The sequence below is a fragment of the Rhodopila sp. genome (assembly GCF_965276935.1).
In the GTDB taxonomy this organism is placed as follows: domain Bacteria; phylum Pseudomonadota; class Alphaproteobacteria; order Acetobacterales; family Acetobacteraceae; genus Rhodopila.
Genome location: NZ_CBDIBS010000004.1, coordinates 1643783 through 1670000, shown reverse-complemented (window position 1 = coordinate 1670000; position 26218 = coordinate 1643783). Strand labels below are relative to the sequence as shown.

General features: G+C 62.8%; 27 protein-coding genes (1 of these 27 only partly in view). 12 read left to right on the top strand and 15 right to left on the bottom strand.

All coding sequences use genetic code 11. The annotated features are described in order from the left end of the window. On the bottom strand, positions 1–932 hold the 5' portion of the coding sequence (locus ACQY4S_RS24030) for an acyl-CoA dehydrogenase family protein (RefSeq protein ID WP_428487714.1). It extends 274 nt beyond the left edge of the window; only the first 932 of its 1206 coding nucleotides appear in the window; the start codon lies at positions 930–932; the stop codon falls past the left edge of the window. A 122-nt stretch (positions 933–1054) separates the two neighbouring features. Here ACQY4S_RS24030 and ACQY4S_RS24025 point away from each other — a divergent pair, with 122 nt between their 5' ends. The 3 genes from ACQY4S_RS24025 to ACQY4S_RS24015 all read left to right on the top strand — a co-directional run bounded on the left by ACQY4S_RS24025 (position 1055) and on the right by ACQY4S_RS24015 (position 3271). Beyond that, on the top strand, positions 1055–1297 hold the full coding sequence (locus ACQY4S_RS24025; protein WP_428487713.1) for a hypothetical protein: 243 nt from the start codon (positions 1055–1057) through the stop codon (positions 1295–1297). A gap of 3 nt (positions 1298–1300) precedes the next feature. Beyond that, positions 1301–2092, top strand: a complete 792-nt coding sequence (locus tag ACQY4S_RS24020) for an alpha/beta fold hydrolase (RefSeq protein ID WP_428487712.1) — start codon at positions 1301–1303, stop codon at positions 2090–2092. 192 nt (positions 2093–2284) lie between these two features. After that, entirely contained in the window at positions 2285–3271 is a 987-nt protein-coding gene (locus tag ACQY4S_RS24015; protein WP_428487711.1) for a glycosyltransferase family 2 protein, read from the top strand. A gap of 257 nt (positions 3272–3528) precedes the next feature. Here ACQY4S_RS24015 and ACQY4S_RS24010 read toward each other — a convergent pair whose 3' ends face one another. From ACQY4S_RS24010 to ACQY4S_RS23990, 5 genes are all read right to left on the bottom strand, one after another. Beyond that, positions 3529–3681, bottom strand: a complete 153-nt coding sequence (locus ACQY4S_RS24010; RefSeq protein WP_428487710.1) for a hypothetical protein — start codon at positions 3679–3681, stop codon at positions 3529–3531. Between the two features lie 164 nt (positions 3682–3845). Further along, the gene (locus ACQY4S_RS24005) at positions 3846–4577 is read right to left on the bottom strand and encodes an ABC transporter ATP-binding protein (protein ID WP_428487709.1); all 732 of its coding nucleotides are present in this window, start codon (positions 4575–4577) and stop codon (positions 3846–3848) included. Then, on the bottom strand, positions 4567–5298 hold the full coding sequence (locus ACQY4S_RS24000; RefSeq protein WP_428487708.1) for an ABC transporter ATP-binding protein: 732 nt from the start codon (positions 5296–5298) through the stop codon (positions 4567–4569). The genes ACQY4S_RS24005 and ACQY4S_RS24000 overlap by 11 nt, the downstream gene beginning before the upstream one ends. Then, a complete protein-coding gene (locus ACQY4S_RS23995) occupies positions 5295–6221 on the bottom strand; it encodes a branched-chain amino acid ABC transporter permease (RefSeq protein ID WP_428487707.1) in 927 nt (308 codons plus the stop codon). The genes ACQY4S_RS24000 and ACQY4S_RS23995 overlap by 4 nt, the downstream gene beginning before the upstream one ends. Beyond that, complete coding sequence (locus tag ACQY4S_RS23990) at positions 6221–7099, bottom strand: branched-chain amino acid ABC transporter permease (RefSeq protein WP_428487706.1); 879 nt, start codon at positions 7097–7099, stop codon at positions 6221–6223. The genes ACQY4S_RS23995 and ACQY4S_RS23990 overlap by 1 nt, the downstream gene beginning before the upstream one ends. A 279-nt stretch (positions 7100–7378) precedes the next feature. On the opposite strand from ACQY4S_RS23990, the gene ACQY4S_RS23985 reads away from it, so the two are divergent. Genes ACQY4S_RS23985 through ACQY4S_RS23975 form a run of 3 tightly spaced genes read left to right on the top strand, consistent with a single transcriptional unit; the run spans position 7379 to position 9700 of the window. Then, complete coding sequence (locus ACQY4S_RS23985; protein ID WP_428487705.1) at positions 7379–8137, top strand: SDR family oxidoreductase; 759 nt, start codon at positions 7379–7381, stop codon at positions 8135–8137. Between the two features lie 10 nt (positions 8138–8147). Continuing rightward, a complete protein-coding gene (locus ACQY4S_RS23980) occupies positions 8148–9128 on the top strand; it encodes an NAD(P)-dependent oxidoreductase (protein WP_428487704.1) in 981 nt (326 codons plus the stop codon). Then, positions 9128–9700, top strand: coding sequence for a peroxidase-related enzyme (locus ACQY4S_RS23975; protein ID WP_428487703.1), 573 nt, complete (start codon positions 9128–9130; stop codon positions 9698–9700). The genes ACQY4S_RS23980 and ACQY4S_RS23975 overlap by 1 nt, the downstream gene beginning before the upstream one ends. Before the next feature lie 86 nt (positions 9701–9786). On the opposite strand, the gene moaD is transcribed toward ACQY4S_RS23975, so the two are convergent. From moaD to ACQY4S_RS23930, 9 genes are all read right to left on the bottom strand, one after another. Next, on the bottom strand, positions 9787–10050 hold the full coding sequence (gene moaD / locus ACQY4S_RS23970) for a molybdopterin converting factor subunit 1 (protein WP_428487702.1): 264 nt from the start codon (positions 10048–10050) through the stop codon (positions 9787–9789). 20 nt (positions 10051–10070) lie between these two features. Next, on the bottom strand, positions 10071–10694 hold the full coding sequence (locus ACQY4S_RS23965; protein WP_428487701.1) for a hypothetical protein: 624 nt from the start codon (positions 10692–10694) through the stop codon (positions 10071–10073). 66 nt (positions 10695–10760) lie between these two features. Further along, positions 10761–11270, bottom strand: coding sequence for a molybdopterin-guanine dinucleotide biosynthesis protein B (gene mobB / locus ACQY4S_RS23960; RefSeq protein WP_428487700.1), 510 nt, complete (start codon positions 11268–11270; stop codon positions 10761–10763). Next, entirely contained in the window at positions 11267–11878 is a 612-nt protein-coding gene (gene pgsA, locus ACQY4S_RS23955; protein WP_428487699.1) for a CDP-diacylglycerol--glycerol-3-phosphate 3-phosphatidyltransferase, read from the bottom strand. The genes mobB and pgsA overlap by 4 nt, the downstream gene beginning before the upstream one ends. Positions 11879–11907: 29 nt before the next feature. After that, positions 11908–13782, bottom strand: a complete 1875-nt coding sequence (uvrC, locus tag ACQY4S_RS23950) for an excinuclease ABC subunit UvrC (RefSeq protein ID WP_428487698.1) — start codon at positions 13780–13782, stop codon at positions 11908–11910. Between the two features lie 252 nt (positions 13783–14034). Next, on the bottom strand, positions 14035–14466 hold the full coding sequence (locus ACQY4S_RS23945; protein ID WP_428487697.1) for a dihydroneopterin aldolase: 432 nt from the start codon (positions 14464–14466) through the stop codon (positions 14035–14037). Further along, the gene (locus ACQY4S_RS23940) at positions 14463–15245 is read right to left on the bottom strand and encodes an SDR family oxidoreductase (RefSeq protein ID WP_428487696.1); all 783 of its coding nucleotides are present in this window, start codon (positions 15243–15245) and stop codon (positions 14463–14465) included. Before ACQY4S_RS23940 ends, ACQY4S_RS23945 begins: the two co-directional genes overlap by 4 nt. A gap of 39 nt (positions 15246–15284) precedes the next feature. Further along, complete coding sequence (locus ACQY4S_RS23935; protein ID WP_428487695.1) at positions 15285–17519, bottom strand: tetratricopeptide repeat protein; 2235 nt, start codon at positions 17517–17519, stop codon at positions 15285–15287. Between the two features lie 205 nt (positions 17520–17724). Then, positions 17725–18768, bottom strand: a complete 1044-nt coding sequence (locus ACQY4S_RS23930; RefSeq protein ID WP_428487694.1) for a phosphotriesterase family protein — start codon at positions 18766–18768, stop codon at positions 17725–17727. A gap of 134 nt (positions 18769–18902) precedes the next feature. Here ACQY4S_RS23930 and ACQY4S_RS23925 point away from each other — a divergent pair, with 134 nt between their 5' ends. The 6 genes from ACQY4S_RS23925 (at position 18903) to ACQY4S_RS23900 (ending at position 26157) form a co-directional block, all read left to right on the top strand. Then, the gene (locus ACQY4S_RS23925; RefSeq protein WP_428487693.1) at positions 18903–19994 is read left to right on the top strand and encodes an ABC transporter substrate-binding protein; all 1092 of its coding nucleotides are present in this window, start codon (positions 18903–18905) and stop codon (positions 19992–19994) included. Between the two features lie 331 nt (positions 19995–20325). Then, the gene (locus ACQY4S_RS23920) at positions 20326–21006 is read left to right on the top strand and encodes an ABC transporter permease (RefSeq protein WP_428487692.1); all 681 of its coding nucleotides are present in this window, start codon (positions 20326–20328) and stop codon (positions 21004–21006) included. After that, positions 21003–21797 carry an ABC transporter permease gene (locus ACQY4S_RS23915; protein WP_428487691.1) on the top strand — a complete coding sequence of 265 codons (795 nt, stop codon included), beginning with the start codon at positions 21003–21005 and terminating at the stop codon, positions 21795–21797. Before ACQY4S_RS23920 ends, ACQY4S_RS23915 begins: the two co-directional genes overlap by 4 nt. Next, positions 21794–23152 carry an LLM class flavin-dependent oxidoreductase gene (locus ACQY4S_RS23910; RefSeq protein WP_428487690.1) on the top strand — a complete coding sequence of 453 codons (1359 nt, stop codon included), beginning with the start codon at positions 21794–21796 and terminating at the stop codon, positions 23150–23152. The genes ACQY4S_RS23915 and ACQY4S_RS23910 overlap by 4 nt, the downstream gene beginning before the upstream one ends. Then, positions 23149–24645 (top strand): amidohydrolase family protein, encoded by a 1497-nt coding sequence (locus tag ACQY4S_RS23905; protein WP_428487689.1) that lies wholly within the window; start codon positions 23149–23151, stop codon positions 24643–24645. Before ACQY4S_RS23910 ends, ACQY4S_RS23905 begins: the two co-directional genes overlap by 4 nt. 129 nt (positions 24646–24774) lie before the next feature. Next, positions 24775–26157, top strand: a complete 1383-nt coding sequence (locus ACQY4S_RS23900) for an NAD(P)-binding domain-containing protein (RefSeq protein WP_428487688.1) — start codon at positions 24775–24777, stop codon at positions 26155–26157. Positions 26158–26218: the final 61 nt, after the last annotated feature.

Genomic DNA, 26218 nt, shown 5'->3' with positions numbered 1-26218 from the left:
GCATCAACCACCTTGTGCAGCCCGGCCCGCGCCGCTTTCCAGGCCGCATCGGAATAACCGATGATGTTCTGCACCGCCTGGTTGTCACGCATCTGATCCGTTGACCAAGCCTGGCTTTTGGTTTTTGCCAAATCAACGAAGGCGTCCAGCATCGCCCGTGACACACCCAGCGCCACACTGGCGAAACCAGTGGCATAGAGTTGCATGGCCTGGAATGTGTACAGCGGCCCGAATGCCCGACGTTCTGGCTCGTATTCGCGCGTCATCGCGTGCGCATCATCCACGAACAGGTTTTCGATGATGTAGGTATCGCTGCCGGTGCCGCGCAGACCCATTACCTGCCACACGTCCTCGATGCGCGCCTGCTCACGGCGGAACAGGAAGGTCCGCTCCCACGCCTTGCCGTCCGGATGGCGGATCGGCGTGCCGTCGCCCTCAAAGCTAGGGCACATCGCGCCGAGCCACGTGGCGTGGCGCGAGCCGCTGGCGAAGGTCCAGGTACCGGTCACTCGCCAACCGCCGTCCGTCCGGATCGCTTTCGCGCCTGGTCCCTGGCCCCACGCCAGCACGTCGCGCTTGCCGCCCCAGACTTCCCGCGCCACCGCCGGCGCCACGTAGGCCGAAGCCATGGAGCAGCCGGACCCCTGGTTCATGCACCAGGCGGCCGAGGCATCGCCCTCGGCAACCGCTTCCACGCACTGAATAAAATCCACCGGTCTCAGCTCGAAGCCGCCATAGGCTATCGGCAGCAGCAGCCTGAACAGCCCCGCCTCGTGCATCGCGTCCAGCACATCCGGCGGCAGTTCGTTGTTCGCGTCGATCCGGTCGGCGGCTGAACGCAGCAGCGGAATCAGGCTTCGGGCACGGGTCAGACAGGCCGCGGGCGAACCGTCCAGCGCGGATGTCGAGATTGTGCCAGCAAGGTCGTTCATCTCACTGATCCTTTGATTATCAACGTTCTAACACACTAGGCCTTTTGCGCACCCAGCCAATTTGACATGCCGAAAACCCAGCCGCAATACTGACCAGTAGCTCTTGCCGAGGAAGACCGTTCATGAAGCTGATGTGGTTCCATCTCATGCCATATACGGAACTGCCGGCCGATTTTCGGGAAGCCAATCCGTCGGTTTGGGTCGACATCCATTCCTCGCTGTTTGAGCTCAAGCGCGCGCACCTGATGTACAACGACTTCATGGATGAGCGGGAGTATGCCGCTGCGTGCGGCTTTGATGCCATCTGCGTGAACGAGCACCACTCCAAAATCGCCGCCTTCATGCCCAAGCTGGCGGCGGAGTAGCCCATGTCCCAGATCTCCGCCCCCGAGACCATGACCATTGAGGTCAACGGCTACCCGACCCGCGTCTGGCGCAAGGGCAGCGGCCCGAGATTGGGTTTCCTCGCCGGCTTTGGCGGCCTGCCGCGCTGGGTGCCGTTCCTCGATGAACTGGCTGCCTCCCACACTGTGATCGTGCCGTCGCTGCCAGGCTTTCCCGGCGGCGACCGAGGTCATTCGGTTCTGGACTCTCACTTGGACTGGCTGCTGGCGGTGCGGGAAATTCTCGACAAATCGGGTCTGGCGGGAGCTGATCTGGCAGGCAGTTCGGTCGGCGCCTCGCTGGCCGCCGAGGTTGCGGCGCTATGGCCGGACATGGTGCGCAGGCTGGCGCTGATCGCGCCGTTCGGTCTGTTTGATGAAACCAATCCGCCAACGGATCCCTGGGCGCAGCGCGCAGTCGACGTTGCAGGCCTAATGTGTGCCGATCCCGAGGTATGGAAAGCGCTGAAGGCGCCCCCTGAAGGCGCCAACTCCATCGAATGGCCGATCGAGCAGGTCCGTGCCAGCGAAGCTGCGGCCCGCATCTTCTGGCCGCTTGGCAATACCAGGATCGAGAAGCGGCTGCGGCTGATCAAGGCCCCAACCCTGCTGCTTTGGGGGGAACAGGACCGGATCATGCCGCGCGCCTACGCGGATGTTTTCGCCCAGGGCATTTCAGCGGAAACCACGATACGCACCATCGTCGGCGCGGGCCATCTAGCCGAATTGGACAAGCCAATCGAGGTTGCGGCGGAGATCCTCAAGTTTATCGGTTAAATCAGCGTTGCCCATTGCATCACACGCCGGGTGGCAACGGCGTCACCGCAATCCACATCCAGCACCGCCGACGATATTGCTCACGCGCTCCGGATTATTGGCAGATTTGTATGCCGACAGCCCGCGGTCATTAACCTTCGGTTTACTCATTCGCCCCTAGGGTCCCCGTCAGCAGGCAAGCAGAGCGGTGGGATGTCCAGTCCGAAGATCAGCGCGTTCGTGATCTGCTATAATCGCGCCGACCTGCTGGCCACCTGCCTGCGGGCGCTGGCGTTCGCGGATGAATTGATCGTTGTGGACAAATCCTCGACCGATCACTCCCGGCTGATCGCGGAAACCCTTGCCACCCGGGTCGTGACGGTTCCCTGGACGCCGACGGTAGAAGAAACCCGCACCCTCGCACTGTCGCTCTGTCGGCATGAGTGGGTCCTGTTCATGGATGACGATGAGTGCCTCAGTCCCGAGGCCGCACGGCTGATCCAGGCGGAAGTCTTAAATCCGAGCGCGGATATCTATGCCTTCCCGCAGCGTCACTACATCCTGGGTGTGCACGACGAGCGCGCGTATTATTGGCCGGAGCATCAGATCAGGCTGTTTCGTCGCGGCGCAGTGACATTCTCCCGCACGGTGCATGCCGGCATCGTCCGTCACTCAGATCGAATGCTTGAGCTTGCCACCAAGGATGGGGTTTGCATTCATCATCTGTCGCATCCCGACGTGTCGAGCTGGATTGAAAAGACCAACCGGTACACCTCCCGCCCCGATCGGGTGGGATGTCCAGCCGCATCTGACGGTCTGGCGGCCTTTGCGCATCAGCGAATTGATCATTGGATGGGATGCACGCGGGACGATGATCCCAACGGCTATCCAGCAGCGGTGGCGCTGCTGCGTGCTGTTTACGACATGGTGGATGCGCTGAAGACGTGGGAGACCGAGCGCGGCCTGGCCGGCGCCGCTCTGTTCAAACAGGTGTGCAACGCCTTTGACGCCGCGAGGGAACAAAAAGCAGATTCGGCCGCGGCACGCCGCCAGAGCTGTGCGAACGATCTGATCTCCGGGTGTTCATGTGTTGATGACCAACCCAAGTCTGTCCCGCGATCGTGGTCGACCATCCTTGATGAGCCGACTGGAAAAAAACCGGTCGAGGACTTGCTGTCACTCGTAACGGATATGATTTGAGTCAGGTCTGTCGGACATCATAATCATCCATGATGGCCTTTCAGTGAAGCAGCCGATCATTCGACAGTCGGCAGGAAACGATCGACCAACTGCCTGAAGACATCGCCGGCAAGCTGCCTGCGTGACAATCAGCAGATTGTCCGAAAAGCAAAAAGGCCGGGGTTGTCCCGGCCTCAAAGGCTTTCTGTTTCCGAAGGAGCCGCGGAAGAACGCTTGCCCGACGGGCACTTCCGCGTCCAACCCTCCGCCGCGCCGCCTTAGCGACCGTAGTTGTCGATCTGCTGCGTCCGTGTCGCAAATGTGTCGCCGGCGATCGTGCTGCCGTTATGGAACGTCGCGGCATTCGCGACCGGCGCAATGGCAGCGGTCAAGCTGAGAGCTGCTACAGCGGCGAGAATAAGGTTCTTCATCGGATTTCTCCATCCTGATCAGTCGGGCGGGATGTCCGGCTTTGATGGATGAATAAATGGGCCTGCGCACGGCCGCGGATAACGCCGTAATGCAGCATTGGATTTATGCAATAGTCGTGGACATGGGTGCTATGCGGTCGCGCGGTCGCCGGATCGCGGTGCCATCATCCTCCCAGATAAAACTGCCGGATCAGTTCGTTATTGTTCAATTCATCCGCCGATCGGCCCTCGAATGCAATATGCCCATGCACGATCACGTAGCCTCGGTCGGCGATCCGAATCGCCTGGGTGAAATTCTGCTCCGCCATCAGCACGGCCAACTGGAAGCTGTCCTTCAGCTCCTTGATCTTGTCGATCGTCCGAGCCACCAGCAGCGGCGCCAACCCCACCGAGGGTTCGTCGATCAGCAGCAACCGCGGCGCCGACATCAACGCTCGCCCCAGCGCCAGCATCTGCTGCTCGCCGCCACTCATGGAGCCGGCCAGTTGCTTGCGCCGTTCCGCCAGTCTGGGAAACACCTCGAAGCAGAAGGCCAGGTTCTTCTGGATGTCCGGGCGGGCGGTTTTCCGAAATGCACCCATCAGCAGGTTTTCCGTGACTGAAAGGCGGGGAAACAGCCGCCGTCCCTCCGGCACGAAGGCGATCCCCAGGTCCACGATTGCTTCCGTCGACAGACCCACCAGCTCATGCCGGCGGCCATCGATTTCCGCGACCACGGAGCCAGCCGTCGGCCGCAGCATTCCCATGATGCTTTTCATCAACGTCGATTTGCCGTTGCCATTGGTGCCGAGCAGCGCCACGGTCTGACCCTCGCCGACGGACAAGGAGACATGGTGCAGGACCCGCACCGCGCCATAGCCGGCATCCAGACCCGTGATGGAAAGACTAGCTGCCAAGATAGGCCGCCACGACATCGGCCTGACGGATGACATCCCGCGGCAGGCCGTCGGCGATCTTGCGGCCGGCGACGAGCACCACAAGCCGCTCGGAAAATGCCAGCACAGCCCGCATGATGTGCTCGATCATGATGATCGTGATGCCCTGGGCGTTCAGCCGCATCAGCAGTTCCAGGATGTCGTCGACCTCCTGATGCGACAGGCCGGCCATCGCCTCATCCGCGATCAGCAGACGCGGCTCGCTGGCCATCGCGCGGGCGAGTTCTAGCTTGCGCATCTCGATCTGCGTCAGGTCCGCCGGCCGGTGGTCGGCCTTCTGCACCAGTCCAACCGTATCGAGCAGTTCGTGGCAGCGCGCACGGATATCCGTTACCGCGCCGCTGCCGCGCACCTGCGCCGCATACAGGATCGGCACCCGCACGTTCTCCGCCAACGTCAGCGTCGGAAACGGCCGCGGCAACTGGAAGCTGCGCGCCATGCCCAGGCGGGTACGCCGATGCGCCGGCAGTCCGTTCAGCGAATGGCCTGCGAATTGCACCTGCCCCCGATCGTTGCGCAAGGTGCCGCAAAGGCAATTCACCAGCGTGCTCTTGCCCGAGCCATTCGGGCCGATCAGCCCCAGACGCTCGCCTTCCGCGACCTGAAGGTTCACATCGGCCAGTGCCACGAAGCCGCCGAAACGTTTGCCGAGGCCGGTGACCAGCAGCAGCGGAATGCTCATCGCCTGAACCAGCCGACAATGCCGCGTGGTGCGGCGATCACGAACCCCACCAGCAACAGACCCACGATAAGCAATGACAGCGCCGACGAGATTGTCACCGTCGCAACCTGCTGCAAGGTCCCCAGCAGCACCGCGCCAATGACCGGGCCCAACCAGGTGGAGGTCCCACCAATCAGCGGCATGGCGATCGTATTGACAGCATAGCTCAGGCTGAAACCCGAAGCCGGATCAAGATACGTCACATAGTATGGTAGCGGCGCCCCGGCCATGCCCATGAAGCCGCCAGACAGAGCCGTAGCGATCAGCTTCAACCGCAAGGTCGGTACACCGGACGCCTCGGCGGCCGATTCGTCATCGCGGATGGCGGAAAAACCGTAGCCCAGCCGGGAGTGCTGGATGGCCCGCGCCACCGCGACGCAAATGACCGACAGGGTGAGCATGATGAAAAACAGGTACTGGATGTAGTCGCCGGGAAAGATCGGCGAATCAGCCGGGCGAATGACGTAGGCGCCACGCGATCCGCCAACGAAGTCCCAGTTGGTGATCAGCGTCTGAGCGACCACCGCCATGGCCAGCGTCGCGATCGAGAAGAACGTGCCGCGCAGCCGCAACGTCAGGTAGCCCATGCCCAGGCCGACGACCCCGGAGATCACGCCGCCCACCAGCATCATGACCGGCAATGGCAATGGAACCGTCTTGTGCAGCGCGACGGTCGTGTAGGCGCCCAGCGCGAAGAACGCCGCCGTGCCGAAATTCACATAGCCCGTATATCCGCCGAGGATATTCCATGCGGTCGCAAGCACGACGTATTGCAGCACGACGTAGCCGGCGAAGAACACATACGCATTGCCCACCAGGCGGGCGGCGGCGAACACCACGACCGCCACCATCAGGGCCAACAGAATGAAACGGATGTCGCGCATCAGATGCGTCCGAACAAGCCGGCGGGCCGCACCGCGAGGGTAATCAGAAGAAACCCGAACGCCACCGCGGGCGACCAGGATGGTCCATAGAACGTCGAGGTCAGGCTTTCCACAATGCCGAGGATCATCGCCGCCACCACGGTGCCGCCAAAACTGCCCAGCCCGCCCATGACGCAGATCGCGAACACGCGGCCGATGTAGTCGCGCGCGATGGAAGGCTCCACCGGCTGGATGATGATCAGGATCGCTCCGGCGACCGAGGCCGTGGCGATGGATAACCCGAAGGCAATGCGCTTGATCCGGCTGGGACTGGCCGCCATCAGCCGCAGCGCCATCGGGTCCTGTGCCACGGCCTGAATCGCTCGGCCGATGAACGTGCGCGACATGAACACCTGCAGCACGCCGATCAAGGCCATCGACACGAGAAACGGAACCAGCAGCCGCAACGGCAGATCCACCACACCGAGATGCAGGCTCGGCCCGATATAGGGCGCCTCCACCAGGCGGTAATCGACGCCGAACACCAGAATCAGCGTCACTTCGGTAATAAACAGAATGCCGAAAAAGAAGGCGAGGCCGCGGATCGATGCGTCGCCTCGTCGTTCAAACGACACGTCGTAGACATGGTAGATCGCCACGCCCAGCAGATAGAATGCTGGCAGCAACACGATACTAGACAGGATCGGATCGAAGCCGAACACGCTGTTGGCGATGTAGGCGGTGTAGGATCCCAGGATGATGAAAGCCGGATGCGCGATGTTGACGATGTCCAGCATGCCGAACGAAATCGACACGCCGATTGTCACCGCGGCGTAGAAGCCGCCCAGCAACAGCCCCGATATCAGGGCGTTACCCAGCAGATCGAAAGACAGGTCCATTGATTCTCTTTTGACGTTCCTGACCCAGGCCTAATCTGACGAACCGTTCGCTGCTTGGCTAGAGCATGATCGCGTCGAGAGGCACGTTCGTCGTCCGCAGGACGCGCTGTTCGCGCGAGGCGCGTGAATCATGCGATCAAAAAACGGGCCAGACGGCATTCAGGCTGAACAGTCAGCCTGAATGCCGTCTGGTAGCGGAAGCGCCAGGAAAGCGGCCGGGGCTTGCCCTGCCTTCGCACAGCCCACAAGAATACCCAACGCAACAAGGGGGAAAGCGACATGACCCGACTGGCGGGCAAGATTGCCTGGGTAACCGGCGCCGGCACCGGTATAGGCGAGGCCGCTGCGCTGGCGCTGGCCGAGGAAGGCGCCACCCTCATCCTGACCGGGCGCCGTTCCGCACCACTCGAAGCCGTCGCCCAACGCATCAACCAGACCGGTCACGCCCATGTGCAATCGGCCGACCTGACGGATGCGGCGCAGGTGCAAAAGCTTGGCAATCATATTCGCGCCACCTTCAACCGCCTGGACATCCTGGTAAACAACGCCGGCGTCAACATCGTCGAGCGCCACTGGGACAAGCTGACTCCGCAAAGCATCGACACGCTGCTGCAAGGCAACCTGAACAGCGCGCTGTACTGCGTCACCGAGGCACTTCCCTTCATGCGGGCGCAGCAGGACGGGTTGCTGATCCACACCGCCTCCATGGCCGGCCGCTTCATCGGCGGGGTCGCCGGACCAATTTACACGGTCGCCAAGCACGGCATCGTGGCGATGAGCCACGGGTTGAACATGCAGGAATGCGTCAACGGCATCCGCTCCACGGTCTTTCTGCCGGGTGAGGTCGCCACGCCGATCCTGGATGCCCGCCCCAACCCGGTCGGACCGGAGGTTCGGGCCCGCATGGTGCAGCCCGCCGACTGTGGAGAGCTAATCCGCACCATCGCCTGCCTGCCGAAGCACGTGGTGATGAACGAGGTTCATCTGTCGCCAACCTGGAACCGCGGCTACGTCGCCGCTCTGCAACGCCAACTCTAGGATCGCGTCCATGCCAACGAACAAGCGGAAGGTCATGCTGCCGCACACGATGGGGCAGCAGGGAATGGCGCTGATACAGGCGCGCGACGACATCGAGACGATCATCTATCCGGCCGGCATCGCCCAGGCCGACCTGCTGCCCAGGCTGGCTGACATCACCGGCATCGCGCTGTCCGGCACGCCCTTCAGGCAAGCCGAGATGGATGCCTCGCTCATCATGCAGGTCGTCGCGCGCATCGGCGTCGGCTATGACGCGGTAGAGGTTCCGGCGCTGACCGCTCGCCGTGTGCCACTGATGACCGCCGGCATCGCCAACTCCACCTCGGTCGCCGAACAGGCGTTCCACCTGATGATCGCCTTGGCGAAAAAGAACAAGCCGATGGATGCCATCGTGCGTGGCGACACGTGGCACCAGCGGCACGGCATGCAGCCGATGGAGCTGGCGGGAAAGACCATCCTGATTGTCGGCTTCGGCCGCATCGGCACCCGCACCGCACGGCGTTGTGCCGCCTTCGATATGACCGTACTTATCCACGACCCCTACATCAATGAACAACAGATCCGCTCCGCGGGTTATCAGCCTGTGGCCGATCTGAATGCCGCCTTGCCGCAAGCCGACATCGTTTGCATCCATTGCCCGAAGAACCCGGAGACCGTGGGCCTGTTCAATGCCGGCCGCCTCGGGCTGATGAAAAAGGGTGCCTTCATCGTCAACACCGCCCGCGGCGGCATTATTGATGAGCCTGCTCTGCATGCGGCGTTGACGACCGGACACCTCGCCGGCGCTGGCCTGGACGTCTTCGAGGAGGAGCCTACCCCGCCTGACAACCCACTTTTGACCTTGGACTCAGTGATTTCCTCACCGCACATGGCCGGCGTTACCGTCGAGGCCGTCGCCGCCATGGCAGTGGCGACCTCGCTGAACATTCTCAGCGTGCTCGACGGCTCACCAAACCGCGAAAACACCATCAACCCGGAAGTCTATATCTGATGCCCCAGCCCGACCACATCTCCAAGCTCGGCGTTCCCGCTCCATCCGAGGTCGATGAGGACCTTCGGCAGGTCTTTGTGAAATGCGTGGATAAGTTGGGTTACGTGCCTAACGTGCTGAGCTCCTACAGTCTGCGGCCTCAGCGTCTGCGTAACTTCATGGCTATCTACAATGAGATCATGCTGTCCTCATCCGGCCTGTCGAAGCTGGAGCGGGAGATGGTGGCAGTCGTCGTGTCCTCCGCCAACCGCTGCTATTATTGCCTTGTGGCACATGGTGCCGCGGTCCGGCAGCTTTCCGGCGATCCGGAACTGGGCGAAATGCTGGCGTTCAACTACCGCGTTGCGACGCTGGACCCGCGCCAGCGCGCCATGATGGATTTCGCCTGGAAGCTCACCACGACGCCGCACCTGATCGAGGATGCCGACCGCGACGTGCTGTCCCAGCAGGGGCTGAGCCAGGAGGACATCTTTGATCTGGCCGAAACGGTGGGCCTGTTCAACCTGTCGAACCGGATGGCATCCGCGACCGACATGATCCCGAATCGAGAGTATCATCGGACGGCACGCTGATGCGGCTACGCTTCTCGTTGTGGCGGCCAAAGGTCCCACCTGTTGAGAGAACGCATCGACGCCATCAGTCACTCCACCCGCGCCGCCTACCCTCCGGTCACAGGCGGGAAGAACGCTACTTCGTCGCCAGGACGAACCGGGGCTGACGGATCAGCGAATTCCTGGTTCACCGCGCAGCGGATACTCCGACGGTTTTGAAATGCCGCCGCGTGACCCGGCCCACGCGCTGACAAATAGTCCACGAGTTCAGTCACTGTCGTCACCGCATCGGGCAATGACAGTTCTTCCTGAGATGTGCCGGTGCGCTCCCGCAGCCAGGCGAAATACAGGATCGTCAGGGGTTTGCTCATTGGCTCCATATAGGATGCGATCACTTGGCTGTCGGGACTGTCTCGATACGGCCGTCAGGATGAATGACGGTGCTGGTCCCATTGCCGTTGGGCACCACGATCGACTGCGCGCCGCCCGGCCCGATCGTTGTCTGGTATCCTGGTCCACCACCGGTCACGACATTGGGTGCGCCTGGAACCTGCAGGACTTGGCCGCTTGGTCCGTTCCGCGGCGGCGCGACCGGGGGTGCCGCATAGCTGGTCAGCGGCGGCGCCGGCTGCGGCGTCGCTAGACCCGGTGGCGGTTGCAGATTGGCTGGGGGCGTCGAGCTTCCCGTGCTGGGATTGGGAGATACCATCGGCGGAGCACTGCCTCGGCTCAGCGGCGAACCCGGAACCGCCTGTTCCGGCTGGGTGGTTAGTCCTCCGGTTGTCTCCAGGTCCTTCAATGTGGGCGCCGGCGGCAGCGGTCCAGGCCAGATATCACCTGGTTCCGTCGTGATTGGTTCCATCGTTGATACGCCACCCATCACCCGCTGCATGTTTTCGCTGTCGCTGACCGGTCTGTTCGGATTGGAGCCGCCGGTGAACGGCGGGTTCCACCACGTCTTGTAGCCACAGCCACTCAGGGACAGCCCAAGGCCAAGCAAAACGATCCACCGCATCAACAAGCTCCGGTAGGGATAGGGCAGGGAAGGCGCGGCGGACTGTGCCGCCAGACCGCTTGCTACTCAAGGATGGATGTCAACACCACGTGAAATCGACTCAGCGACCCAGGTGACGACATGATCAGGCCGATTCAACGGCAACAGGATGCGGGCGTCGACATCGAGCTCGGCGTCGCTGGCAACCGCTACCACATCGGTGGTATCCGGCCAGATCGGCGGCTTGCGCAAGGCCGGGCGATAGACCTCCAGCTTGGGGAAAGGATGACTTTTAAAGCCCTCAACCAGCACCAGATCGACCGGAGCGAGTTTTGCCAGCAGTTCCTCCAGGCTCGGTTCGGCGCCATTCAGCTCATGCAGCAGCGCCCAGCGGCTCCCGGAGGCGATCAAAACTTCATGCGCGCCGGCTTCCCGATGGCGATAGCTGTCCTTGCCAGGCCGGTCCAGATCGAACCCCTGATGGGTGTGCTTCACCGTCGACACCGTAAGTCCGGCTGCGCGCAGTAGCGGAAGCATCGCCGTCAGCAGGGTTGTCTTGCCGCTGCCGGACCAACCGATGATGCCCAGCACCTTCATTCGACAAAGCGCGACCCGCTATCAGGTGGGACCGAGGCAGCATTTGCGGCGTGGTGCCACCCCGTGTTCAGGTAGTCCCAGCCTGTGATCAAGGTCAGCGCGGCGGCGACCCATAGCATCGCCTCACCAATGGCTGACACCGGCAGCCAGGATATGTGCAGCAGCGCCGCCGATGTATCGCCAGCCAGTAATGTGCCAAGCGCGCCCATTTGGAACCCGGTCTTCCACTTCGCCAGCCTGGTCACCGGCAAGCCAACGCGAATCTCCGCAAGGTGTTCCCGCAGTCCACTGACCAGGATCTCCCGCAGCAGGATGACGATCGCCGGATACAGTCCCAGCCCAGGCAACCGGTCCTGCCCGGCCAGCATCATGAGTGAGGCGCCGACCAGCAGCTTGTCGGCAATGGAATCCAGCATGCGACCGAGGTTGGATTGCTGGAGGCGCGAACGCGCCAGCCTGCCGTCGAAGAAGTCGGTGATCGCCGCCGCGCTGAACAGGATGCAGGCACACAGATCAGCCGTTGGCGTACGCAGCGCCACCAGCACCACCAGCAGGGGAATCGCCGCGATGCGCGAAAGCGTGAGGAGATTTGGCAGATCGGTCAGCATGCCGTCCTACGCTAGGCTTTCTCTGTGGGTTAGGAAACGCTTTCCATTCGTACGCCGGGATGGAAATGCGCGTAGACCCGTCGAGCGGTTTCCCGGCTGATGCCGGGGGCGGCCTCCAGATCCGTCAGACCGGCCATCTTTACGCCCCGAGCCGATCCAAAATGATTGAGCAGCGCACGCTTGCGTGCTGCCCCGATCCCCTGAATCTCGTCGAGTTCGCTTTGCCGGATTGCCTTTGATCGGCCGGCACGATGCGTGGTGATGGCGAAGCGATGCGCCTCATCCCGCAGACGCTGCAGGAAATACAGCACCGGATCGCGCGGCGGAAGCTGGAACGGCACCATTCCGTCGGTATGCAGCCACTCGCGTCCCGCGTCGCGGTCCGGACCTTTAGCGATCGCGATCAGCTTGACATCCTGCACACCAAGATCGGCCAGGACATCGCGCGCGGCCGACAGTTGGCCAGCCCCGCCGTCGATGAGCAGCAAGTCGGGCCAGTCGGCGGCCGTTGCGCCCTCGGCCTGCTCCTTCATGGCGCGGGTAAAGCGGCGCTGCAGGACTTCGCGCATCATCGCGAAATCGTCACCAGGGGCGATGGGTCCGCGAATGCCGAACTTCCGATACGCCGCCTTGATGAACCCTTCAGGGCCTGACACGACCATCACGCCGTAGGGATTGGTGCCCATGATGTGGGAGTTGTCGTAAACCTCGATCCGCTCCGGTGTGCCTGGCAGGCAGAACAGCTTCGCCACGCCTTCCAGCAGTTTCGCCTGCCCGGCGGTTTCGGCCAACCGACGCTCCAGCGCTTCCCGGGCGTTGGTCTCGGCGTGCAGCACGACAGCACGTTTCTCTCCCCGCTGCGGCAGGCTGATCTCCACCTTGCGGCTGGCCTTCAGGCTCAACGCCTCGGCGATCAGGTCCTGTTCGGGCAGGTCCTGGTTCACCAGCAGCAGCGGCGGCGGCGGCTTGTCGTCGTAGAATTGAGCAATGAAGGCGCTGAGCACCTCCGGCGCTTCCTCGGGCTTGGCATGCGTCGGGAAGAAGGCGCGGTTGCCGTTGTTGCGTCCGCCGCGAACAAAGAACACCTGTACGCAGGTTTGCCCAGCGGTCTGCCAGCCGGCAATGACGTCGGCGTCGGTCAGGCTGGCCGGATTGACCACACCGCTGCCCTGCACGAAGGTCAGCCCGCGGATGCGGTCGCGCACCGCCGCGGCCCGCTCGAACTCCAGCGCTTCGGCGGCCTGCTCCATCTCGGCCGCGAGTTCCTTCTGCACCGTTCCGGACTTGCCGGCGAGGAAGGCCTTCGCCTGTCCGACAAGCCTGGAATAGTCCTCCGTGTTGATGCGGCCAACGCAGGGTGCGGAGCAGCGCTTGATCTGGAACAGCAGGCATGGCCGGGTGCGGGCGGAAAACACCGTGTCGGCGCAGGATCGCAGCAGGAAGACGCGCTGCATGGCGGTGACCGTCTGGTTGACCGCCCAGGCTGAGGCGAATGGCCCCCAGTAGCTGCCTTTACGGCCCTGCGCGCCGCGGTGCTTGGTGATCTGCGGATAGGGATGGTCCTCCGTCATCATCAGCCAGGGATAAGACTTGTCATCGCGCAGGATGATGTTGAAGCGCGGCTTCAGGCGCTTGATCAGGTTGGCTTCCAGCAGCAGCGCCTCGGCTTCGGTATGGGTGGTGACGATTTCCATCGCCACAGTTTCCGAGACCATGCGGCGCAGGCGCTCCGGCAGTCGGCCAATCTGGGTGTAGGACGTGACACGGCGCTTCAGGCTGCGCGCCTTGCCGACGTAAAGCGCCTCCCCCTTTTCATCCAGCATGCGATAGACGCCGGGATTGGCCGGCATTGTCTCCAGAGCCGTCTCGATGACCGCGACGCCCTTCTCGGCTGAGGTGTTCATGTCAGCAATTTCGGTTTGCCTAGTGCAAGTTGGACAACAACGCCAAGCAGTTGATGAGCGCTGTGCAAATCGCCAATCAATCTGTGGATAACTCTGTGGACGTAGATTCTCTGAAAGCCGTGAAAGCAGTTGGTGAATTCAATTAACAAGCGCTTAGCGCATCATTCAAAAAAACTACACCATTGATTATACGGCATTCTTCGGAAGTATATGTCACTTAAAGGAAACATTGGAGCAGCCCGCGCGGTTTCGTTATGCACCCGCGCCGGAGGTGGATGAATGTTTTCGAGATCGTTCTATTTCCGTACCGGCGGAGATGGAATCCGGGAAAACATCCAGCTTTTCGACCCGAATGCGGGCGGTTCTTACGCGCGGGTCCAGGAGGCACGACTGGGCGATCCGTTCGGCCAGGGTTTCCACCAGGCGAACATGTCCCGCGCTGACAAGGACGCGCACGGCGGATGCGATCTTTTCGTAATCGACCACCCGGGCAAGCTCATCCGGTCCAACCGCCAAGCCTGCGATCACGGCTTCATCATCAACGCCAAGATCGATGTTGATGCGAATTCGCTGCGCGGCCACATGTTCGTGCGGATAAATCCCGATACTGGCTGGAAGCACCATATCCCGCAGGAAGACATGACGCAGCGCCAGATCAAAACTGGCAATCGACGGCGTGCTCATTCTTCAGGTCCTGCCTTGGCGTGTCCTGTGTCCCATTGCAGATGCTGCCCACCATCCAGCGCGATCATCTGCCCGGTCATGGCTGGCAGGCACAGGATCGACCGTACGGCGTATGCGACCTCGGCCGGACTGGTGCCGTGGCCGAGGGGAACGGACGCGGACTGGCGGGCGAATTGTGCCTCGGTCTGCCGCAGGCTAGGCAAGGCGGGGCCAGGGCCGATGGCGTTGACCCGGATACGCGGCGCCAGCGCCAGGGCCATGGTCTGCGTCAACGCCCAAAGCGCGGCTTTTGATACGGTATAGGAGACAAAATGCGGGGTCAGCGACCAGACGCGCTGGTCGATCATGTTGATCACGACCCCTTCGTCAGTGCTGGAGAGGGCCCGAGCGAAGGCCTGGATCAGCACGAAAGGCGCTCGCAAATTTGGCCCAAGGTGCGCGTCCCAGGACTGCCGGGTGACGTCGTGCCATTCGTCGCGGTCAAACCGGCTGGCATTGTTCACCAGAACGCCAATGGCACCGAAGTGCTCAATCGCCTGAGGAATCAGGCTTTCGACATCATCCTCGTTCATGAGATCGGCCTGCAGGACGATTGCGCGCCGGCCGAGGGCGTGAATAAGCGAGCGGGTTTCCTCGGCCGCCGCGACGCTGGTATGGCAATGCAGCGCGATATCAAATCCGGCATGCGCCAGTTCAAGCGCGATCGCTCGGCCGAGACGCTGCCCGCCGCCGGTGACAAGAGCTACCCTGGGGATGGCTTCCGGAATGCTATTGAGCATGCGGAGGTGGTAGTCCGCCGAGCGCGAGGCGTAAAGGCGTCAGGCCGTGGGGTTTTGCCTTACCGCCTGGATCAGGAATGTCTCCAGCGCCCGGATTGGCGCCGTGTCGGCGATGATCCTGTGCCGACCCGCCGCCATTCGTGCACGCAGCGACGTGCGCTCCGACGGATCGCGGGCGAGGCGGACAGCGATTTCAACATAGTCATCAAGCGTCGTGGCGATTGTCTCGGTCACGCCGATACCGGTCAGGATCGCCGTCGTGTGCCGTCCGCGCATCAGCGTGCCCGCGTGGGTGACAATTACTGGTGCTTCGGCCAGTGCGTCCAGCGTGGACTTGCCGCCGGACCAGCCGATGCTATCCAGCACGATGTCGGCCAGCCGGACCGTGCCAAGGAAGCGCGCCTGCGACATCGGATCGAGGAACACGCAATACCGGTCGCTATTCAGTCCGCGCCCCGCGAAGGCCTTTCGCAACCGCAGGCCAAACCGCTCCGTCACCGCCCGGCTTTTCGCGAAGCCGATGAACAGGAACTGGCAGTCACCCACCGCGGCGGCGATACGCGCCAAGACGTCATCGTACTGCGGCAGATATTTGTAAAGCGCCTGGCCGCACCAGAAGATTACCGCGTCCTGGCGCAAGCCCAGTTCGGCGCGCGAGCAGGCTTCGGCCACATGATCGTCCGGCGTATAGTGGATACCCAGGTTCGGCAGCGTCACCAGACGCTCGCTGTAGTGCGCCGCGGCGGCGTCCGACTCCATCAGGGCACTGGAGAGAAAGAAGTCCATGGTCGGCAATCCGCTGGTTTCAGGCTGTCCCCAGGCGACGCATTGCACCGGCGCCAACCGCTCGCCCGCCAGCCGGATGGCGACGCGGTCCATGCCAAGCTCGGGATACAGCAGCACATGCGGCTGGTCGGCGCGGATCGCGGCACGGATATTGATGCCCCGGCCACCGGTGAACCGGGCACATAGCCGGCGGGCGACGTCGGTCTGTTCGTCCTCCGCCGAACTGGTGTGGTAGGCATGAACGTTGAAACCGTCGGGATCGAGTTGGCTCAGCCAGCCCTTCAGCATCAGCCGCCAAATGGTGTGCTCCCGAAAGAAGCCGCTGACGATGCCGATGCGGATTGGTTCTCCGGGCGCCGGCGAAGCCGCTAGCGACGGCGTTTCGGTCCGCAGCAGGCGTGCCACCAGCGTTCCGTAGGAAGTCTGCAGGTCTCGGTCGCAGGCGCCTTGGTATGGCAGGAAGAACGGCTGGCTGTCCCCGATCGTCGCGGCGAGCACTCGGGCAACGGCCGGATCGTCCGCACGGTCCACAAGCGCCATCAGGCGCTCGGCATAGCGCGCCCGTTGCAGCGAGATCTGTTCCGTTGCCTCATAAAGAATAGGCAGTTCCACCATGCAGCGTGCCCAAAGTGCTCCGCCATGCAGCGCGTCGGCCTTGATCGCCCGCTCATAACAGTCGCGCGCCTCATCGGTTCGGCCATTGAGCAGCAGCAGGCAACCCAGGTTGTAATGCGCGTCCGCGCAATGTTGATTGTGGTGCAGAGCGTGCTGAAAGCATCGCGTCGCGGCGTCGGGGTCGCCTTGCTCCTGGAGAACGAGGCCAAGATTGTTGTGACTAGCGGCATGCTCCGGCCGCAGCCGGATTGCCGCACGGTAGCTGTTGGCGGCTTCCCCGAGTTGTCCCAGCGCAACCAGCAGTTGGCCGAACTTGTAGCGGATGTCGGCGGAGTGCGGACTCAGCGTCATCGCTTGGCGGAACATAATAAGGCTCGCATCCGACGCGCCCTTCGCGGCAAGCGCGTCGGCGAGGTTGCAAGCGATTTCCGCCGAAGTGCCGGCCAGTCTGTTGGCTCGGCCCAGCCATTCCACAGCGCCATCAATGTCGCCGCGATCCCGCAGCAGGCAGCCGAGGTTGTTGGCGATTTCCGGGGTATCAGGCCGCAGCGACCAGCCAGTGCGATAGGCGGTTTCCGCCTCCGTGAACAAGCCAAGCGCGATGAGCGCGCGGGCACGCGTGTTATGGAAAGCGGCCCGCGTTGGGTCCTGGCGAATGGCGGCATCCGTCAGCTGTCGCGCGGTCTGTGCATCGCCGCGGTCGCAGGCGAGCAGGCCGAGCAGGTGCAGCGCGTCGGACTGGTTCGGGTCGTGGTCGAGGATACGGCGATAGGTGGCTTCCGCTACCGCTAATCGTCCGGCCTGATGGTCCTGTATGGCCTGATCCAGCGCAATCGTCTGATCCGGCATGCTGCATACGAGTGAGCTGTCCATCGGCGCTCCGATACGGAAGCTTTTCCAGTATGCGAAATCGGTTAAGAAATCGTTGATGATTAAGACATGGGTCTGGTCGCTGGCGCATTTTCGTTCGCACTGGTCGACGGTCCTCCATCTCCGGCAGGTTCACCTCATCGGCGCCTGGTTTCCCTGCTGACCGGCGTGAGCAATTTCCGGCCATGTCGCGGGTAAAGTTAGGATGTCAGATAAACGTCAGCAACCGGCGCGGATTACCCACCATGATCGCCTCGACCTCGGCTGAGGTGAAGCCTCGGCGCAGCATCATAGGCAGGACATTGGCAAAGATGTGGGCGTAGCCATGGCCGCCCCAGCGCGTCAGGCGCGTGCGGTGACAGATGTCATGGCTGATCACGACGCGATCAAGGTGCCCACGCATGATCAATGCCCGGATCATCCGCAGGCGGACGGCGTCATTCGGCATGTCGATGTCGGACGCGCCATAGTAGGACTGCTCCCGCCCGAACAGGTCGAACTCGATAACCACGCCGGCATCGGCAAGGCGCAGCAGCCGAGCTTCGTCAAAGATGGTGCGATCGATGTGGCTGATGATCACTCGGCCTGGATTGGCGCCATGCGCCCGGACAAAATCGGCGACCTGTTGTGGCTGATCCGGATCACGGCCGGGATGGACGTTCACCGCTGCCCCGGTTTGCTCCATCGCTAGCAAGGCGCCGGCCATGACGCATTGCTCCAGCTTGGTCCAGGGTGCCTGACAACCAATCTCGCCAATGATCCCGGCGCGCACGTCGCTGTTCCAGGCGCCAATCTGGATCTGATCCACCATCTCCGTCGCGAAGTTCTCGCTGGTACGCAGACGGTTGGCGGCGGGCTGGTATTCATCCACGTAGTGGCCGCAACCCATGACGACATGAACCCCGGCATCACGCGCGATCGCTGCCAGCCCGTTCGGCCGCGGGTCGAGGCCGCCGGACGAAAGTTCCACGATCGTGCGTCCGCCTGCCGCCGCCATCAGCCGAACCTCGTCAGCCGCCGTAGCCTCGCAACTCAAACGAAAGTTCCGCGGCGCCCGCTTTCGTCCGTAACTTATTTCGTAACAATTACATAATGTGATTTCCGGGCCTTGGTCTTGTTCCGCGCGCATCGCCGGTGTGCGAATGTCCCACAACAGATGTTCATGCATCAAAGTAGAACCGAGTTGCGCCGGATCCACCAGGCCCAGCACCGTCTGGGCCTTGCCGTGGAGGGCATCACGTGTCAGCCGCATTATCGCCTCCGCCCGTTCGAACTGTTATAGCGTGCGGTCTGAGGATGTGCACGTCCAGCGCGTTGGTGAAGCGCGTCCGGACAGCGGTTTGCATCGACAGCGTTGACGCTCAACCATGGAGGAAACTCAACGGCATGATCGGAATTCCACGCCGCTCCGTGATCAAGCTGGCGACCACCGCCGGTGCCGTGGCTGCTTCAAGGCTTGCCACCGCGCAACCCGCCCCCGCGATCGGCAAGGGCACCACGCTGACCCTGTCCACCTGGGGCGGCGTCACCTCGGACGGTATCCGCGACTATGTCGGCCCGGAGTTCGAGAAGCAGACCGGCGCCAAACTCGCGTTCGACATTGGCGGCCAGGGCGCGCGCTACAACAAACTGCTGGCGCAGAAGGGCAACCAGGGCACCGACGTGTTCTTTGGTACGGATGAGGCGCTTGTCGGCGGATTGCGTGCCGGCGTGCTGCAGACCGCGGATCTCAAGGCGCTCCCGAACTATGCGGATCTTCACGACTGGTCCAGGACGGTCCAGCCGCCCGATCGGGCGACCCAGGTGGCGGGCGTGCCATATACGCTGATCTCCTACGTGCTGGCCTTCAATCCGGACACGGTGAAAACCAGGCCGATAAGCTGGGGCGACCTCTGGCGGCCGGAGTTTCAGGGCAAGCTCGCCTTCGCCGCGCCGGGACATAGCCAGATGCCTGGCCTGGTGATCATCGCGGCCGAGTTGGCGGGCGGCGACAAGACGAATGTCGATCCAGGCTTTGCAAAGCTTGCGAAACTGCGCCCGGACAAGCTGACCTTCTTCTGGACGGACTGGGCGCCAATGCTGAAGACCGGCGACACCAATTCGGCGACCGAGTTCGACTACTATCCGGAAACCATGAAGGCGCAGGGCTATCCGATTGACTACGTCTTCCCGTCGGAAGGTGCCATCGGCGCGGCGGAATGCGCGGCCCTGGTCGCCGGCACAAGGAACCGGGAGGTTGCGCACGTTTTCCTGAACCTGATGATTGATCCAGCGATCCAGGAAACCTTCGCCACCAGGACGTTTCAGGGACCAACCAACAAGAAAGTCCAGCTCACCGCGGATATCGCGGCAAGGATGTCCTATGGCGAAAAGCTGAAACACATCCGCTTCTTTGATCCAGCTTTTTGGCATGAGAACCGGCCGGCTTGGACGGAACGGCTGAATACGGAAGTGGTGCCGGAGTGGGGGGTTCGATAGTGCGATTGAACAACCCCTGTGCAATGGATCGGCTGTCTGCTCAAACCTTCATCTCGACCTCGTCAAAGTCCGTTTCGCATCAATGACGACCAAAACGACTGGGCCCGCACGCATATTTGGCGGCCCTACGAATGCATCCACAAACTCCGCAATACGGCGGCAACCGCTCCACCGCAAATGGCAATGGGGACTGACGCCACTTCTGCTCGTACCAGCGGCACTGTTGTTGATCGCCTTCCTCGCCGTTCCTCTCGCCGCGACGCTATGGTTGAGCCTTTCATCCAACACGCTCGTTCGTTTTCCTGGTCGCGGTCTAGGCAACTACACCTACATGGTCAGCAAACCCTATTACGTCGGTGTCGCTCGGCGCAGCTTTTGGCTTGCTCTTGAAACAACCGTAATAGCTTTGCTGCTGGGCTATCCGGCGGCCCTCGTCCTGCGAGATCTCCCGGCCAGGCTGGCGGCGGCGCTAACCCTGGCGATGACATTGCCCATCCTGGCCAGCCCGCTGGTGGTGGTGCTGGGCTGGATGATCCTGCTGTCTGACGGCGGACCTCTGCTGCATCCGCTGACGCAGTGGGGCCTGATTGGCCGGCTGCGCATCCTGGGGTCCGAGACCGGCATCGTGATCGGTGTCGTGCATTTTGTCCTGCCATTTGTCGTGCTGTCGCTGGCCAGCGTGCTGCGCGCCATTCCCGCTTCGCTGATCGAGGCGGCGCGCGACCTGGGCGCGAACTGCTGGCAACGGTTTGGCAGCGTGATCCTGCCCCTCAGCCTGCCGGGATTGCTGTCCGCCACCATCATTACCCTGTCCCTCTCCATGAGCAGCTTCATCGCACCGCATTATCTTGGCGGACCAAGCGACATGACGCTGACGACGCTGGTGGCTCAGTTCGTGCTTGCGACCTACAACGGACAACTTGCGGCGGCGGTCTCCGTCGTGCTGCTGCTGGCCATGGCGGGGCTGATCCTGCTGCTGACCGTCGGCGCGTCCCGCTGGGTGCGCGCATGACCGCCGTGCTGCGCTATGCCGGGCGGGTTTATCTGCTGCTGTTGATGGTGCTCATCATGGCGCCGGCCGTGGTCGTGCTGGTCGACTCGTTCAACGCCGCTACCAGTTTCCCCAGCCCGTTCGAGGCTGCGACGCTGCACTGGTACGCCGCCCTGCGCGATCATGTTGAATTTCTCGACGCGGCCTGGACCAGTATCAAGGTCGCTGTGATCGCCGCCTCGGTTGCCTTGGTTGCCGGCTTCCTGGCGGCATACGCGCTGGCGCGTGGCCGAATGCGCGGCCGGAATGCCATCACCACAGCGCTGATGGGGCCGCTGCTGGTACCGGAACTGGTCGTTGGCCTGGCGATTCTGCAACTGGTCGGGCTGGCACACCTGCCGCTTGGATTGTTTGTTCTGGTGGCGGCGCACTCGGTCTTCGTGTTGCCGCTGTCGGTGCGCCTGTCGCTGGGCGGACTGAGCCGCTTCGACTTCGATCTGGAGGAAGCTGCCCGAAGCCTGGGCGCCACCCGGCCGCGGGTGCTGTGGCTGGTCACGCTGCCGCTGCTGAAGCCGAACCTGATCGCCGGATTTGTCTTGTCGGTGGTGCTGTCATTTGTAAACCTGCCGCTGTCGATGTTCCTGACCACGGCACAGACAGCGACCTTGCCGGTGATCGCGTTTGCCTACATGGAAAGTCGCATTGATCCGATGATCGCCGCGGTGGCGACGCTGATCATGCTGGCCGCCACTGCTGTCGCGATTGCTGTCGATCGCGTGCTACGAGTCCGGCTGGTAGAGGAAAGCAGATGAACGCACCGCGCACCGACAAGATGAAACTGGGCGCCTTCTTCCATCCTACCGGAAACCATGTGGCGTCCTGGCTCCACCCGCAATCGCAGATCGACGCCGGCACCAATTTTCGCCATTACGCGCAATTGGCACAGACAGCGGAACGGGCCAAATTCGATCTGGTGTTCCTGGCCGACTCCGCCGCGACGCGGGCCGGGAAACTCGATACGCTCCGCCACTGGCCACAATACATGGTATTCTTTGATCCGCTCACGCTGCTCGCCGGGTTGGCGGCGGTCACCAGCCATATCGGCCTCGTCGCCACCGCAACGACCAGCTATAACGAGCCATACAATATCGCGCGCCGATTGGCCGCATTGGACCACATGAGCGGCGGCCGCGCCGGCTGGAACGTCGTCACGTCATCCAACATCTCGGAAGCCTATAATTTCAACCGGGACGCGCCGCTGCCGCACGGTGAGCGTTACGAGCGCGCGATGGAGTTCACTGACGTGGTCAAGGGATTGCTGGATAGTTGGGACGATGACGCATTCATCCGCGACCGTGACAGTGCGATCTACTTCGACCCTGACAAGCTGCATGCGCTGAACCATTGCGGCAAGCATTTCCAGGTCCGCGGTCCGCTGAACGCCGCGCGGCCGCCGCAAGGCTATCCCGTCTTCGCCCAGGCCGGCGTCTCCGACACCGCCCAGGACATGGCCGCTCGGCAGGCAGAGATTGTCTTCACACCTCTCCATACACTTGAAGGGGCACAGGCCCTCTATCGGGACCTCAAGGCACGTGCCGTCGCCTATGGCCGGGAGCCTGACCACATCAAGCTGATGCCCGGCCTGAACCCCGTGGTGGGCCGCACCGAGGCGGAGGCGGAAGAAAAGCACCAATATCTGCAATCGCTCATTCATCCCGATGTCGGCCGCGCGCTGCTGTCCACCGCGATCGGCGAGGTGGACCTGTCCGCCTGCAAGGAGAATGAGACGTTGCCGCCGCCGATCCGCGCTGCTGCGCTGGCCACCGGCAAGACCGATGCGCGCCATGTGGTGGACATGTGGGAACGCGACGGCCTGACCTTGCGGCAGATGTATCAGCGCTTTGCCGGCGCGCGTGGCCAGCGCACCGTGAAAGGCACGCCCGCACGGATCGCCGACGAAATGGAAACCTGGTTTCGCGGCAGGGGCGTCGATGGGTTTCTGGTGCAGCCGCCGGTGTTGCCCGCCGGACTTGATGATTTTGTCGAACTGGTCGTCCCGGAGTTGCAGAAGCGCGGCCTGTTTCGGGAAGACTACGAGGGCACCACGCTGCGCGAAAATCTTGGCCTGCCACGTCCGGCAAGCCAGTACCAAAGGAGCAGTCCATGACAATCGTCATCGCGGGCGGACTGGTGCTGGCAAATGGCGAGGCTACTGCCATGCCAGCGGACATCGTGCTGAACGGCGACACCATTGCCGCCATCGTGCCGCCAGGCACCGCCGAAGCGGGCGAAACGGTCGATGCATCCGGCCGCTTGATTATTCCCGGCCTGATCAACGCGCACACACATGGCCACGGCGGCCTTTCGAAGGGCATTGGCGACCTGTGGTCACTGGAGTTGCTGCTCAATGCCGGCCCCTGGATCGGCGGTCAACGTACGAATGAGGACCGCTACCTTTCCACCCTGCTCGCGGCGGTGGAGATGCTGCGCAAGGGCTGCACATCGTGTTACGACCTCGCACTCATGCTGCCCGTCCCGACGCCGGAGGGACTGCACGAGACGGCGCGCGCCTACAACGACCTTGGCATGCGGGCGGTAATCTCGCCCATGGTCGCCGATCGCACCTTTTATCAGGCAATTCCTGGTCTGCTCGATGCGTTTCCGCCGGAATTGCGCGATGTCGCGAATTCGATGCGCATGGCGGCGCCCGAAGCAATCCTGGCGCCGATGTATGAAGCGGCGAGGCACTGGCCGTACCCACGTGACCGCATCCGTATCGGTATCGCACCAACCATCCCGCTGCACTGCTCGGACGAATTCATGATCGGCTGCCGTGACCTTGCATCGGAGTTCGGCATGCCGGTGCAGTCGCATCTGGCCGAATCGCCGGTCCAGCGCACCGCCGCCCTTCAGCGATACGGCATGACGATGACCGCGCTTCTGGACAAGCTCGGCCTGCTCGGCTCTGGCTTCAGCGGTGCACACGCGATCTGGATCGACGATGCTGAGATGGCCTTGATCGCCCGCCGTGGCGGCACCCTCGCGCACAATCCAGGCTCCAACCTCCGCCTCGGCAACGGCATCGCCGACATGCGGCGGGCAATCTCGGCCGGCATCACCGTTGGCGTCGGAACGGATGGATCCGCCTCCGCCGACAACCAGAACATGTTCGAGGCTATGCGCCTCGCCGCCTACGTCTCCCGCGTTTTCGATCGCCCGCCCCAGGACTGGATCAGTGCCGCCGAGGCGCTACGGCTGGCGACCGAGGGAAGTGCCGCAGTGCTGGGGATGGCTGAGCTGATTGGCAAGATCGCACCGGGCTACAAGGCGGACATGGCATTCCTCGATCTGGACCACGTCAACCTGGTGCCGCTTAACAACGCAGTGAACCAGTTGGTCAACACCGAGGATGGGGCGGCCGTTCGGGATGTCATGATCGGCGGCCGCTTCGTGCTGCGTGATGGAGCGATACCTGGCCTGGATTGGCCAGGCGTTGTCGCCCGCGCCCGCGCCTCCGCGGCACGGCTGGCTGAAGCGAACTCACCCGGCCGTCTAGCGGCGGAACGTCTCGCGCCTGTGATCAACCACTTCTGCGTCGGCCTCGGCCGCTGCGCCCACGACCTGCCGCGCAAGCTGCGAGCGGAGGCGGTTGGGGCGTAGCCGGAGGCCGATCCAGCCATGCCGTGTTCGAGCATCCGAGGCACCCACATGCAACAGGCGCTGCCGCACGTGATCCCGCATTCAAGCGGCATGCCTGGAGCCTGGCCGCTGCCAAATGAGGCTGTTGCAATGCTGACCGTCCGGGCGCGGGATGATCTTGCTCGCATCGCCCACCCTCGCACGCCGTGGCTGGAGCCGCGGATCGGGCCGGACGGGCAGCCAGCGCTGGATGTGCTGATCGTCGGCGGCGGCCAGTCGGGCATCGCCATCGCTTCCGGCCTGCTACGAGCCATGGTCACCAATATTCTTGTGGTGGATCGGGCGCCATCTGGGCAGGAAGGTCCGTGGCTGACGTTCGCTCGCATGCACACGCTTCGCTCGCCGAAGGACTACACTGGACCAGACCTTGATCTGCCGAGTCTGGGATATCAGGCTTGGCATGAGGCGCGGTATGGAGTGGCGCATTGGCAGGCGCTGGAGCAGATCTCTCGCCATGATTGGGCGGTGTACTTAGGCTGGGTGCGCGACACCGTCGGCGTGCCGCTACGCAACGAAACCGCGGTCGTGGACATCGTTCCGGCGTCCAATGGACTGCTGGCCGTCACGCTGAGCAATGGCGCCATGAAATATGCCCGCAAGGTGGTGCTGGCGACCGGCCAGGACGGTGCCGGCGTCTGGTGGATGCCAGATTTCGTTGCCGCATTGCCGGTAGGGTTCCGCGCCCACGCCGCCGACCCGATCGATTTCGCGGCGTTGCGGGGCCGGCGCGTTGCGGTTCTTGGTGCCGGCGCCTCGGCTTTTGACAACGCCGCGTTGGCGCTGGAGGCGGGCGCCGTCGAGGTCGTGCTGTTCTGCCGACGGCCGGAGCCGCAAGTCGTGCAGCCCTACCGCTGGCTGACCTTCGCCGGCTTCCTGCGGCATGTCTCCGAACTCGACGATGCCTGGCGCTGGCGCTTCATGAGTCACATCATGCGCATGCGTGAGGGATTTCCTCAAGCGACCTATGATCGCTGCGCCCGCCATCCCACGTTCCGCCTGCGCACCGGCACGTCGTGGACATCAGCACGCCGGGTGGGTGACGCGGTAGAGATCCAGACTTCAAAGGGACCGTTTAAAGCGGACTTTCTGATCTGTGGCACCGGTGTCGAAATGGATTTCAGCCAGCGTCCGGAGCTGTCCCGGTTGGCTGGCAATATTGCGCGGTGGTCCGACAGGTATCAGCCGCCGCCGGAGGAGCGTGATGAGCGCCTGGCCCGGTTTCCCTATCTGGCTGCGGATTTCTCTCTGCTGCCACGGCAGCCTGGTTTGACCGACTGGATGGCGGATATTCACATGTTCAACATCGCCTCGACCATGAGCTTCGGTCCGTCAGGTTCGTCAATCAATGCGATGACGACATCGGTGCCGAAGCTGGTGTCGGGGCTGACGCGCGGGTTATTCAAAGGCGACCTGGAGCGGTATTGGCAATCGCTGAAGCAATATGATGTGCCGCAGGCGGTACTCCATCGATAATCCAGCGAGCTGTGCCTGCCACGAGACAGCCGACGTCTTCTCCGCGAGGTCGGAAGCAGCC